Source organism: Ammoniphilus sp. YIM 78166, assembly GCF_004522215.1.
Classification (GTDB): Bacteria; Bacillota; Bacilli; order Aneurinibacillales; family RAOX-1; genus YIM-78166.
Genome location: NZ_SDLR01000005.1, coordinates 412,934 through 425,163, shown reverse-complemented (window position 1 = coordinate 425,163; position 12,230 = coordinate 412,934). Strand labels below are relative to the sequence as shown.

Sequence of the window (12,230 nt, the reverse complement as noted above, 5' to 3'; positions counted from 1 at the left end):
AATATGACAAACGATTGGAGCAATCTCGTAAAGAAAATGCCAGAGCGTCTGGCACCTAGTATGGCCAAAGACCATCCGAATCTTCCGGTGGTGAAAGAGGAAGGCTGTTATTATTATGGACTGGACGGAAAGCGTTATTTGGATTTTACTTCTGGAATTGCCGTGGCCAATACGGGACACAGACATCCGAAGGTGGTAAAAGCGATTAAGGATGCCGCTGATCATTTAATCCATGGTCCCTCTGGTGTCATCATCTATGAATCCATTTTGAAGTTGGCTGACGAGCTGGCTGCGGTTCTTCCAGGAAATCTCGATTGTTTCTTCTTTGCCAACAGTGGAACGGAAGCCATTGAGGGGGCAATCAAACTAGCTAAGCATGTGACCAGAAGACCATATGTGGTTTCCTTTATCGGATGCTTTCATGGACGTTCCCTTGGTGCCTTGAGCGTGACGACTTCCAAAAGCAAATACCGGAAGTTTATCCAGCCGTCTGGGCTGACCTACCAGCTGCCTTACGCCAATATTAAAGAATGCCCTGAGCATATGAATCCCGCCGTTTACACCGTGGAAAAGCTTGAGAAAGATTTTGAAACCCTATTCCAGCACCAAGTGACTCCAGAAGAGGTAGCGGCTGTGATTGTTGAGCCTGTTTTAGGTGAGGGGGGCTATATTATTCCTCCTAAAGAGTGGCTTCAAAAAATTCGCCAAATCTGCGATCAGCACGGGATCTTGCTCATCTTTGATGAGGTGCAAACTGGGTTTGGACGAACAGGAGAATGGTTTGCCGCCCAAAGCTTTGGCGTGACCCCAGATATTATGGCTATAGCCAAAGGGATCGCTTCCGGTCTTCCGCTAAGTGCAACGGTGGCGTCGAAGGAACTTATGCAACAATGGCCGCTAGGTTCCCATGGAACGACGTTTGGAGGAAATCCCATGGCTTGCTCAGCTGGTATGGCTACTTTAGAAGTCCTAAAGGAAGAGAAGCTGATTGAGAATTCAAAGAAGTTGGGTGTCTATGCCCTTGAGCAGTTGGAGAAAATCAAAGCTAAACATTCGGTTATTGGCGATGTACGGGGGATAGGGCTAATGATCGGGATTGAAGTGGTGGATCCTCAAACCAAGAAGCCGGATGGTAAGGGACTCAAACGGATTCTGGATATCGCCTTGGATAAAGGAGTTTTGTTTTATCTTTGCGGAAATTACGGAGAAGTAATTCGAATGATCCCCCCTCTGACTGTGAGTAAAGAGCAGATTGACGAAGGATTGAAGGTACTCGAGGAGTCTCTTGTAGAGTTTGAAAAGGAGATGCTGATTTGCAATTGACAAATCGCCGTTAATGGAGTATGATTTCAGAAATATCAATTTAAAATACGTTGAAGAGGAATAGTAAGATTTTATCGACGTTCAGAGAGCTGTTGGGTGGTGCGAAACAGCCGTAAGTAAAATCCGAACTCGCCTTGGAGTAGCTCGCTGAACATAATTAGTAGGTGGAGCCGGAGCCTAACCGTTACAGTAGGTGGATATAAGGTTCGTTAGAACCCGTATCTGTTAAAGGGCATACCCTTATTGGGTATGAATTAGAGTGGTACCGCGTAAGCTGTTAACAGCCTTTCGTCTCTAGGTTTTAGGGATGGAAGGCTTTTTTGTTTTTCAAAAAAACATAAAGAAAAGGGTGGATGAAAATGAAAAGTCATACTAAATATGCTAGAGGGTACTTTATGCCTCCGGTACCAAGCTTAAAATGGACAGAGAAAGAGTATATTACAGAACCCCCAACGTGGTGCAGTGTCGATCTTCGGGACGGTAACCAGGCCTTAATCATTCCCATGAACTTAGAAGAGAAGCTGGAGTATTTCCAGTTACTGTTGAAAATTGGCTTTAAAGAAATCGAGGTTGGTTTCCCTGCTGCATCAGAAACGGAATTTGCATTCTTACGTACGTTAATCGAACAAAACTTAATTCCAGATGATGTCACCATCCAAGTGTTGACGCAATCCAGAGATCATATTATTGAAAAAACGTTTGAAGCCCTGCGCGGCGTAAAAGGTACAGCTGTCGTACATCTTTACAATTCTACTTCCGTTGCTCAGCGTGAACAGGTGTTTAGAAAGTCCAAAGAAGAAATCATCGATATCGCCGTCTCAGGAGCGAAGCTGGTTCAGAAGTTCGCTGCCCAAACCGAAGGGAACTTCCGATTCCAGTATTCTCCGGAGAGCTTTACGGGGACCGAGATTGAATTTGCTTTAGAAATCTGTAATGCTGTTTTAGATGTATGGCAGCCGACAGCAGATAATAAAGTGATTATCAACCTTCCGGCAACCGTGTCGATGTCTATGCCGCATGTGTACGCAAGTCAAATTGAATATATGAGCGACCACCTCAATTACCGTGATAACGTGATCGTTTCGGTTCATCCTCATAATGACCGCGGAACAGGGGTAGCCGATGCGGAGCTTGCGATGCTGGCAGGAGCGCAAAGAGTGGAAGGTACACTGTTTGGAAACGGAGAAAGAACAGGGAACGTGGACATCGTCACTCTTGCTCTAAACATGTTATCTCACGGAGTCAATCCTCAGCTTGATTTTTCTCATGTCCCAGAGATCATCGCCATCCACGAAAGGCTGACCAGAATGAAGGTGGGCGAGAGACACCCTTATGGTGGCGAGCTAGTCTTTACCGCATTCTCTGGTTCGCATCAGGATGCGATTGCCAAAGGCATGAAGTGGCGTGAGGATGAGGAGTGCCAGTACTGGACCGTTCCTTATCTATTAATCGATCCAAAGGATATCGGCCGAGAGTATGAAGGAGATATCATCCGAATCAATAGCCAATCGGGTAAAGGCGGAATCGGTTATATCCTCGAGCAGTCCTATGGACTGGATTTGCCACAGCAAATGCGCGAGAGCTTTGGCTACCATGTGAAAAACGTATCGGATCAGCTGCACAAGGAGCTTATGCCTGATGAAATCTATAACATATTCCAAACGGAATATGTAAATGTGACAACGCCAGTAGAGTTCATGAACTATAGATCTACCCAACAAGCTGGGTTTGAAACCATTGTTTCCATCCGTAATCAGGATCAGGTCGTGGAATATGTCGGTACAGGAAACGGAAGTTTGGATGCCATTAGTAACGGTCTGCAAAAAGCACTCGGCATTAGCTTTAGCAACTTGACTTATAAGGAGCACGCACTAGAGATTGGTTCTGGATCTCAAGCGGTCACCTTCATTAGTATTACGGCGGCAGACGGTACGATCTATTGGGGCTGTGGTATGGATGTCGATATTATGACTTGTACGGTAAAAGCATTGTTTAGTGCCGTGAACAGGATGTTGAAAGGCGAATAAATAGAAACGTTGACTACTAAGTGACGGAATAACCGGAGATTTCTCCGGTTTTTCTGTGTTATAATTAGGTATACAATATACCAAAAGGAGTTAATGGCATGCTTACTCAACTTCAATCTACCAGCATTTTGCTGTTAGCTCTGTTTTATGTAGTTTATTTCCTTTTTCCATCCAGCGTCTTGTTTGGCTTGATTCTGTTGCTATTGGGAATCAGCTTTATCTTCGGCTTTGGACTGATTAACAGAACTTCTAGAACGCTTTGTGTCCTCATGCTCATCATTGGGCATGTATTGTTTTTTATTTCTGGAGGGACCTGGAGCCTCTGGGTGGAAAGCTTGACGAAAAATATGCCGCTGGTGACGTTTCTCATTCTTATTCCTCTGTTATCGATCCCGTTTCGGGTGGAGGGGCATTTTCAGGCAGTTCAAGTGATGGCAGCAGGGAAACTGGATGGCAGGCAGAAGTTTTATGCGACCGTTGCCACTCTTACGTTTATGTTGTGTACCCTGTTAAATGTAGGTGGGATGCGTCTTAACTACGAGATGTTCGATAGCTATTTTAAAAGGTATACGAGAACAGGGATCCAGGCCATGCTGCGGGGGTATGGAGCAACGATGTTGTGGGCGCCCTATTTTCCGACGGTCATCCTCATTCTCTATTACCTGGATATCCCAAGCTATGTGTATCTTGGACCAGCTTTGATCTTCGGTTTGGTGAGCCTTGGATTGATTATCCTTTACGGGTGGCTTGTTCATCGCAACATGAAAGAGAACGAAGAGCTAGCTGTCAGACCCCATACGCATGACATGGACCCTACGGGGAAACAAAAACTCATGGTACTCATCTCTTTAGTGCTCATGATCATCTTTCTTTCCCTCGTATTAGAGCGGTGGGCTGGTTTTCCCATCATGATGGTGATCGCGCTGATTTCTATAGCATTCCCTATAGTAATGTGGGGTTTTTCACGTCGGAAAGGGGCTTATCGAGTAGCTGCCGGGGAATATCGGGTTCAAACGCTGCCTCGTATGATAAACGAAGTAAGCTTGTTCATCAGTGCGGGGTTTTTAGGGGAAATGGTGGCAAGAACAGAAATTGGGGAGATGTTCCCCGTTCTTTTTAGTGCTGTAAGCACAGTGTCGCTATGGGGAATGATTTTTCTATTGATTGTGATCATCCCTCTTCTCGCTATTTTAGGTATACATCCACTGGTTACGGGTTCAATCCTTGGTACTAGTCTTTCTCCTGCAATACTTGGAATAGAACCTGTCTCGTTAGCCGGTGCCCTAATCGGAGGGTGGGCTATGGCCCTGATGCTGTCTCCGATCTCCGCCATTAATATCATTGTAGGGGGAATGGTGGAAAAGCCCCCGTATGTTGTCGGATTAAAGTGGAACGGGGTGTACGGACTATGCTGGGCTATTTTGCTTAGTACTGTGCTTTATGGATATCATCTCTTCTAAGAAGAAATCACTTCCTGATCGCGATAACTCTTATTTAAGAACCTTCATTGCTTCTGCCACTTTTCGAGCAAAGCTTAAGGGAGGCTCTATGGATTGAAAATGAATGTAGAGGATGTTTGGTTTGGCGAACAACCAGTGATTATGGAGGGCACTTATGAGAATCCCGTTTCTCACCAGCAGGTTTACGAAATAGGGGACTTCCTCTTCCAAAATGACGGTTTCCCCCATATTCAGAGCGTTTCCTTTGGAGTCTAAGGATTCGAACATGACTTCTGCATGGAGTTCACCGCGGCTAGGACGACCTTGTATCGTGACCTTAAGATCTCGGTGTAGTTCTACCGAGCAAACTCCATGTTCGATATTTGGTTCTGCATTCAGGATTTGACCGAATTGTTCACAAAGTGTATGGAAATCCATTCCAAACACCCTCCCTCATTTTTTTATAAATTATGCAAGGGGCAGTTGTCTAGTGATTCATTGTTGCATGAAAACACCCACCACTCTAAAACCGAATGGTGGGTGTTTTCGTTACTGTAAGCTTTTGATCTCAGCATCAATGATGTCTTTTTGCTTCTTCATGAGGGTAATGGCCTGATCGCTAACATGGCTTAATTCCTTGTACAACGCAAGGGATGTAGAGCGATCTCCCTGGTCCACTTCCGATAGGATTTTTTCTACTAGTTCACGTCGGTGATGTCCTAGACCTCGCAAAGCTTCACCGATATCTTCTAACGGGTTCACTTCGACGACCTCCTTTAACTGGCTAATCCTTCATATCATGCTTGAATGCTGTTGTTCCTATGCAAACATTGCCGCCAAACGACCCATGCACTGATTCCATATAACAGGGCACTGGCGTAGAACAGAGCATGAATGGTGAGCCAATCAATGACATAGCCGCCAATGAGAACAGCGAATCCGGAAGCGACAGAGGTCCAAAAATGGTAAGAGCCTATGAGCTCCCCGCGGGCTCCTCGTTCCGTAAAGTCGGCCAACAGCTGTCTTTCACTCATTTTTTGCATCGCGTTGCAAGCACCCATGACAATCTGGAGCAGAAGAACCCATCCATAGGACGCAACAAGCGGAAAAGCAAGCATAGCTGCCATCATTCCTAAAGAGCTGAGAGCAAGCAACTGTTGACTCCCTTGATCCAACCGACGGCCAATCCATTGTGACATGATAGCCGAGCTTATCGTAAACACAGCGAACGCTAGGCCGTACTTGGAATAGCTATTGCCCAGGTTCTTGAGAAAGAGTAGGTAATAGGGATAGATCATCCCTGCTGACAAGGTAAAAATACTTTGGGACCGAATCAGCCATGGAACCGGCATATGTTATTCCCCCTTATAATGTTCATAAAAGTTGTTAGTAAAAAGCTCGTTGGGATCATATACAAGTTTCTTTTCGAAAAATTCTTTGGATCTTGGATAAACGGTCTGAAACTGCTCGATGCTCGGGTAGGCTGCGTAGGGTAGATAGTACGATCCTTGGTGAGCAATGACGGCATCAAGAACACGTTGAATGCTATGTTTGAATTCGACTTGCGCTTGATTAGACAGAGAAACGTTAAATAAACAAACGAGGGCGAGCATATCGTCCTTTGCATAGGACAGTACGGCTTCCTCATCGTGATTTACATACCGGACGGTAATGTTCAACAAATTCAGGTCTTCTTCCTGCAAGATCTGCTTATATTGAGAGACAAAATCTGGAAACTGTTGAACAGGGATAAAATACTCTTGGAGTAAGTCATTCTGACCAACTTTACTGTATTCCATAAAGGCGGACTCGGAGCCCATGGCCTGATTTCGGCTGATTACCGTCTGTTGCTGGGTGTGGAAGTACTGCTTTTGCGCCTGCCAGAAAACATCCTTTCCCCAGTCAAAGCTTCGATTTAAGTTGAAAAAGAACTTGGTTGGAATGACTCCCTTTTCATGGAAATCAAGCTTGCGATCGAACTCTAAGGGAATAGAGGGCTCTAAGACATAGTTAACGGCATACATCTCTTCTAGAAAGCTGCCCGGCGCAATGGATAAACGAGCGATATGCATATGAATATCGGGGTTTGCGAGTACTTCCTCTATGAAATAACGGCTATAATCCTTGACGGAAAGCTCCTCGCTGGTGACCACGTACATCGCATCATCGGTTAGGGCTAAGGTCACGTCTAAAATCACCCCAAACAAACCATAGCCTCCAAGCGCTAACGGGAATAATTCGGCATTTTGAGTGCGACTGACTTCTTTTATCTCTCCCTCGGCTGTCAGCAGACGAAACGACTCTACACTCGAAATCATCGATCCTTGGCGGATGTCTCGTCCATGAGCGTTGATACTGATGGAACCCCCTATGGTAAAAATATTTTGAGATTGTGTGGTTTTTAGCGATAATCCATAAGGGTGGATGGTGTCTTGCACCTCTCGCCAGGTAGCGCCTGACTGAACGCGTATTGTTTTGCCTTGGGGATCAAAGTCTAGAATCTGATTGTAGGAGGTCATGTCGATCACGATCCCATCTTTGTAGTAGGTATGTCCACCTTGACTATGACGCTGTCCGGCGATGGAGATCTTCAGCTTTTTTTCGCTCGCTTCTTTTACGAGCTTGATCAATTGCTCTTCTTGCTTCCCTTGAACTAAGCGCTCCACTTTGACGGGGTGTAGACGGCTAAAATCGGTAATCAGATAGGGATCTTGATCGGGCGTGTCGCTATAGACATACTGGAAAAAGCATAAAAGGATTAAGGTCGCTAACGACAATCCTTTTTTCATAAGAAAACCTCCCGTGTAACGTTCATGCGATCAGTATACGGGAAGATGGCAAAGAAAAAAGGTACCAACTTTTTGTGGTACCTTGGTGGGAGTTTATTTCATTTTCTCAAGTGAATCGGAAACGGCGGATGGGAGAGTTTTGTATAGAGCAATCCACTTTCCCCTACGGTTTCTAGAACCGGGTAGAGGCCGATAGCCGCTGCGCTGGTAAAACGCTCGAAGAGTGGCGTGCTGCTTTAAAGTCTGCAGCATGACTCTGCTCCAACCACTTGCCTTCGCTTTGTTTTCTGCGAATGTTAAAAGCTTTTTTCCAAAACCTTGTCCTCGGTATTGATCCAATACTGTTAGGGAGCAAATCTCTAGACTATGATTTCGTCTCCTTAATGCTACGGTTCCTATTATTTCGTCATGATATCTTAAGACATAGAATTGGTCACGTCTCATTCTAAGAAGTAGATTGCGTTGGCTGATTCTAGAAATAGGAAAGTAATAGCCATTTCTTCTGTTTTTTGCATGGGCTAAGTGTATGACTCTATGAATTTTCGCCAAATCTTTTTCCTCGGCAGCTTGAATAGAGATACTCATAAAGTGATCACCTCTTTTATATATTCTATTCTTCTGTTAGTAGAAAGGGTTGGACGATTGGCAAAAAGAAAAAAGACTGACGAAAGTTTCGTCAGTCTATTCCTCTATTTAACGGCTTCAGAAAGATTTAATAATTCTTTTAATTGCTTCCAATTTTCTTCGGACCATTGGCCACCGCCAATCACCACATCATCGCCAACTTCGACTACAGGTGCTTTACGAATACCGTATTTGGCCTCAATGATATCTCGAAGAGAATCATCTTTTTTCATATCTTGATTCTCATACGTAATTTGATGCTCCTCGAAGAATAGCTTGAGATCAGTGCAAAGCTGGCAAGTATAAGAGCTCCAAAGTACGACTTTCTTTTCCATGAGAAGTACCTCCATTGTGTAATTAATTTTGTCTATTGTATACAATATACCATAAAAACCAACTAATAAACAGAGGTAAACAGCATTTTGGTAGAGTTTAATGATAGGCGTGGTAAAATTAGGATAAATAACGGAGGCGAGGGTGGATATGACCGCGGGTAGCGCTGGTGGTTATGCTGCGGGGGAAGTTGCCAAACCTTGGAGCAGCAAGAGAGTTTGTAGATTGCAAAGGGACTCTCTACTGCGAACCTAGTGTTCAAGCGCTAGGAATACTGCACCACATCGAGAGTCTTGTTACTAGCGGTTGCCGGTAGGCTGCCTAGGGAAACTCCTTATACTAAATTTTTGACCATCAAAACATGCGGAATGCCGTCCTCCATAAATACTGGGGACTTGGTTTCATAGCCTAGTTTGTGGTAAAACCCCTCTGCATGGGTTTGACCATGTAATTTTGTCTTGGTTAAGCCTTTCTCGCTAGCCAACTGTTCAAGTGTCTTTATGATTAATTTGCCTAATCCATATTTTCGATAGGGAGCGAGGAGGCAAATACGTTCTAGTTTGGCGATATCGTCTACTACTCGCATTCTTCCTGTACCCACGGCTTGGCCTTCAAAATAGACCAAGATATGTTCAGCATGGGCTTCATGCTCATCAAATTCATCTTCTAAAGGAACTCCTTGTTCTTCTACAAAAACAGCTTTTCTAATATTAAAGGCTTCATCTAATTCTTCTTGACTTGTAACACGTAAGGCTTCCACTGATATCATCTCTTTTCTCTTTTATTTCCATTACCAGTATGGTCGTCAGGTGAATATAACATCTCTTGCCAAAGAAATCAATTAGGGAGAAAAGCATGAATGTTAAAGTAGTAATGCGTTAAGATGACAGTTGTGGAATATCGATGTAGAATAGGTAGGTATTACATTTTCTGGAATGGAAGTGGCTGTGGCTGCCACAAAGGCAGCCCTTTTTAAGTAGACAATGGAAGCTGAACATAGAGAGCGATTTCTCCATGGCTAGGCCAAGGCGTGGCCTCCTTGGATGCGTATGGAAAGGTGTGATTATAACAAGGAGGAGCTATGGACCGTTTTTTTAAATTAAATGAATTAGGAACAACAATCCGAACAGAAATCATAGCAGGGGTTACAACGTTTTTAACCATGGTATATATTATTGTAGTTAATCCTGCTATTCTCTCGGCTGCAGGTGTACCGTTCGAGCAAGTCTTTATCGCGACGATTGCATCAGCTGTTGTAGGCACCTTGATCATGTCTTTATTTGCCAAATACCCGATCGCTATTGCTCCGGGTATGGGGATGAATGCTTATTTTACGAGTGTTGTCGCCACAAACGGTATAAGTTATCAAGTGGTATTCGGTACCGTCTTTTTGGCGGGAGTCTTGTTTCTTTTATTATCCCTAACCCCGATTCGTGAGACGTTGATTCATTCCATTCCCTCTTCCTTAAATATGGAATTACCTCAGGGATTGGCTTATTCATTGCCTTTATTGGACTAAAAATGGCTGGAATTGTGGTTGCTAATCCTGCAACCATGGTCTCCTTCGGAGACTTACATCAGCCTGTTACTGTTTTATCTTTGGTTGGGTTGTTTATTACGCTGATCCTCATATCAAGAAAGGTAAACGGGGCATTGTTTCTAGGAATGCTTGTGACCGCGGTGATAGGCTATTTTACAGGTTATCTAAAATTTGAAGGCATTATTGCCGCACCACCGCCTGCTGTCTTCTTTGACCTAGATATTGGCGGTGTATTTTCAAACGGTTTATATACCGTTGTCTTTGCCTTTTTACTTGTTACTATTTTTGACACGACCGGCACCATGCTAGGGGTGGCAGAGCAAGCTGGACTGATGAAGGATGGGAAATTCCCAAGAGTAAAGTCTGCCCTGATGGGGGATGCAGTGGCTACAACCGTCGGAGCGACGCTCGGAACAAGTCCTTCTAGTTCTTATATTGAGTCATCTGCAGGAGTTGCTGCAGGAGGACGCTCAGGGTTAACAGCACTCGTAGTGGCGGTCTTATTCTTGATTGCTTTATTCTTTTCACCTTTTGTATCGGCTATATCTGCTCTTCCAGCGATAACGGCTCCTATCTTAATCATTGTGGGATGCTTCATGATGGAAGGGTTGGCTAAGGTGAATTGGACGGACTTCGATGATGCCTTTCCCGCCTTTGCTATTATATTAACCATGCCTTTAACCTCTAGCATTGCAACCGGAATTGCCATTGGCTTCATTACCTATCCTTTAATGAAGCTGGTAAATGGAAAAGGCAGAGAAGTTCATCCCATTCTTTATTTTTTTGGAGTGATTTTTATCCTTCAAATGATCTACTTTCCTGCACATTAGAGAATGCTTGACCGATCCTACTCTTGAGTAGGATTTTTTTTAGATATTTCTAATGTGGGTAAATAAATATAAAAGTAATGAATGAATATTCATTCTGTATCTGGTATAATTTTCAAAAAAGAGTAGAGGTGAGATTGATGAAATCTTTGACTATTGGTGACTATCGTTTGACCTGGCTTAACGGTGGTAAAATTGCGTTAGATGGGGGAGGCATGTTTGGCGTCGTCCCTAAAATGATGTGGAGTAAAAAATATCCCTGTAACGAGTCCAATATGATAGAGCTTCGTACGGATCCAATCCTAGTTCAAGCCAATGGACAAAATTTGCTCATCGACACCGGGATGGGTAGCGGTAAGCTTGATGATAAGCAAAAGGCAAGGCATGGGATTGTGGAAGAATCGGACTTGGAGAAATCTTTGGCTGAAATGGGTCTGACTTTAAAGGATATCCATCATGTTCTGTTAACTCACTTTCACAACGATCATGCGGCAGGTTTGACTAAACTTGAACAAAGTCAATATCTACCCGTGTTTACGAAAGCAATCCACCACGTGAACGTTACAGAGTGGGAGGAAGTGCGTTTTCCTAACATCCGCTCTCGCAATACTTACTTTAAAGAAAATTGGCAACCAGTTGAAAGCATGGTTCGTCCTTTTAAAGAAAGGGTGGAAGTAACGGAAGGAGTCGAGTTGATTCATACGGGTGGCCATTCGGCAGGACACGCGATCGTTAGAATCGAGAGTGCTGGCGAAATTGCCTATCACTTGGGGGATATCATGCCAACACACGCTCACAAAAACCCGCTGTGGGTCTTAGCTTTTGATGATTATCCAATGGATTCTATTTTTGCCAAGGAAAAGTGGATTCATCAAGCGATTGAGGAAAAGGCTTGGTTTATCTTCTATCACGATAACCTGTGCCGCGCGATCAAGTGGGATACGGAGGGAAATGTGGTGGATCAAGTGAGGGTGTTGTAGCTCGTGCTCGAGAGGTAGAAACGGTTACTGGGGATAGTTGGAAGCCAAGAGATGCTCTTGGCTTTTTTTACAGACTAAGAAAGTATAAACTTCGTTGATTTATCCTCCTTATTCTGCATAAAAAACTTCCTCTAAACGCGGTCTGGCTTCTTTGAATTTACTCCGATAGGAGTTTTTTTTATTCCCCAATCTAGTCAGGCAAGCTCTTAAGCCCGTTTCAGGGCCTTTTCACCATTGTCTAGGGACAAATAATGTCCATGGTTTACAAATATAGTCCCGATGTAATATAATGAATTTACACAATATACCTTCAATTCCAACCACATAGCAGAGGAGAGAATGAAATAG

At 44.0% G+C, this 12,230-nt stretch carries 11 protein-coding genes, 1 pseudogene and 1 other annotated feature; of the genes and pseudogenes, 5 read left to right on the top strand and 7 right to left on the bottom strand.

Annotated features, from left to right (window positions below; translation table 11 throughout):
* The first annotated feature begins 3 nt into the window (after nt 1-3).
* The 3 genes from EIZ58_RS23245 (at nt 4) to EIZ58_RS23235 (ending at nt 4,810) form a co-directional block, all read left to right on the top strand.
* Complete coding sequence (locus EIZ58_RS23245; RefSeq protein ID WP_134703332.1) at nt 4-1,323, top strand: aspartate aminotransferase family protein; 1,320 nt, start codon at nt 4-6, stop codon at nt 1,321-1,323.
* Nucleotides 1,324-1,364: 41 nt separating this feature from the next.
* Nucleotides 1,365-1,622 (top strand) — a binding site (T-box leader).
* A gap of 60 nt (nt 1,623-1,682) precedes the next feature.
* Complete coding sequence (locus tag EIZ58_RS23240; protein WP_134703331.1) at nt 1,683-3,350, top strand: 2-isopropylmalate synthase; 1,668 nt, start codon at nt 1,683-1,685, stop codon at nt 3,348-3,350.
* Nucleotides 3,351-3,448: 98 nt separating this feature from the next.
* Nucleotides 3,449-4,810 (top strand): hypothetical protein, encoded by a 1,362-nt coding sequence (locus EIZ58_RS23235; RefSeq protein WP_134703330.1) that lies wholly within the window; start codon nt 3,449-3,451, stop codon nt 4,808-4,810.
* Between the two features lie 30 nt (nt 4,811-4,840).
* Here EIZ58_RS23235 and EIZ58_RS23230 read toward each other — a convergent pair whose 3' ends face one another.
* From EIZ58_RS23230 to EIZ58_RS23200, 7 genes are all read right to left on the bottom strand, one after another.
* A complete protein-coding gene (locus EIZ58_RS23230) occupies nt 4,841-5,227 on the bottom strand; it encodes a DUF1259 domain-containing protein (RefSeq protein WP_134703329.1) in 387 nt (128 codons plus the stop codon).
* 111 nt (nt 5,228-5,338) lie between these two features.
* A complete protein-coding gene (locus EIZ58_RS23225; RefSeq protein ID WP_240689342.1) occupies nt 5,339-5,551 on the bottom strand; it encodes a hypothetical protein in 213 nt (70 codons plus the stop codon).
* A 35-nt stretch (nt 5,552-5,586) separates the two neighbouring features.
* Nucleotides 5,587-6,141 (bottom strand): MFS transporter, encoded by a 555-nt coding sequence (locus EIZ58_RS23220; protein WP_134703327.1) that lies wholly within the window; start codon nt 6,139-6,141, stop codon nt 5,587-5,589.
* A 3-nt stretch (nt 6,142-6,144) separates the two neighbouring features.
* Nucleotides 6,145-7,578, bottom strand: a complete 1,434-nt coding sequence (locus EIZ58_RS23215) for an FAD-binding oxidoreductase (protein WP_134703326.1) — start codon at nt 7,576-7,578, stop codon at nt 6,145-6,147.
* A gap of 93 nt (nt 7,579-7,671) precedes the next feature.
* The gene (locus tag EIZ58_RS23210) at nt 7,672-8,163 is read right to left on the bottom strand and encodes a GNAT family N-acetyltransferase (protein WP_134703325.1); all 492 of its coding nucleotides are present in this window, start codon (nt 8,161-8,163) and stop codon (nt 7,672-7,674) included.
* Between the two features lie 104 nt (nt 8,164-8,267).
* Complete coding sequence (locus tag EIZ58_RS23205) at nt 8,268-8,537, bottom strand: glutaredoxin family protein (protein WP_167577905.1); 270 nt, start codon at nt 8,535-8,537, stop codon at nt 8,268-8,270.
* A gap of 332 nt (nt 8,538-8,869) precedes the next feature.
* The gene (locus EIZ58_RS23200) at nt 8,870-9,295 is read right to left on the bottom strand and encodes a GNAT family N-acetyltransferase (protein ID WP_134703640.1); all 426 of its coding nucleotides are present in this window, start codon (nt 9,293-9,295) and stop codon (nt 8,870-8,872) included.
* 321 nt (nt 9,296-9,616) lie between these two features.
* Here EIZ58_RS23200 and EIZ58_RS23195 point away from each other — a divergent pair.
* Both EIZ58_RS23195 and EIZ58_RS23190 read left to right on the top strand, forming a co-directional pair.
* Nucleotides 9,617-10,905: pseudogene (locus tag EIZ58_RS23195) on the top strand (NCS2 family permease).
* Nucleotides 10,906-11,042: 137 nt separating this feature from the next.
* Nucleotides 11,043-11,882 (top strand): MBL fold metallo-hydrolase, encoded by an 840-nt coding sequence (locus EIZ58_RS23190; protein WP_134703323.1) that lies wholly within the window; start codon nt 11,043-11,045, stop codon nt 11,880-11,882.
* Nucleotides 11,883-12,230: the final 348 nt, after the last annotated feature.

Excerpts from the sequence above, each read along its gene's own strand:
- EIZ58_RS23245 (WP_134703332.1), top strand. The coding sequence starts at position 4 with ATGACAAACGATTGGAGCAATCTCGTAAAGAAAATGCCAGAGCGTCTG.
- EIZ58_RS23240 (WP_134703331.1), top strand. The coding sequence starts at position 1,683 with ATGAAAAGTCATACTAAATATGCTAGAGGGTACTTTATGCCTCCGGTA.
- EIZ58_RS23235 (WP_134703330.1), top strand. The coding sequence starts at position 3,449 with ATGCTTACTCAACTTCAATCTACCAGCATTTTGCTGTTAGCTCTGTTT.
- EIZ58_RS23230 (WP_134703329.1), bottom strand. The coding sequence starts at position 5,227 with ATGGATTTCCATACACTTTGTGAACAATTCGGTCAAATCCTGAATGCA.
- EIZ58_RS23220 (WP_134703327.1), bottom strand. The coding sequence starts at position 6,141 with ATGCCGGTTCCATGGCTGATTCGGTCCCAAAGTATTTTTACCTTGTCA.
- EIZ58_RS23215 (WP_134703326.1), bottom strand. The coding sequence starts at position 7,578 with ATGAAAAAAGGATTGTCGTTAGCGACCTTAATCCTTTTATGCTTTTTC.
- EIZ58_RS23210 (WP_134703325.1), bottom strand. The coding sequence starts at position 8,163 with ATGAGTATCTCTATTCAAGCTGCCGAGGAAAAAGATTTGGCGAAAATT.
- EIZ58_RS23205 (WP_167577905.1), bottom strand. The coding sequence starts at position 8,537 with ATGGAAAAGAAAGTCGTACTTTGGAGCTCTTATACTTGCCAGCTTTGC.
- EIZ58_RS23190 (WP_134703323.1), top strand. The coding sequence starts at position 11,043 with ATGAAATCTTTGACTATTGGTGACTATCGTTTGACCTGGCTTAACGGT.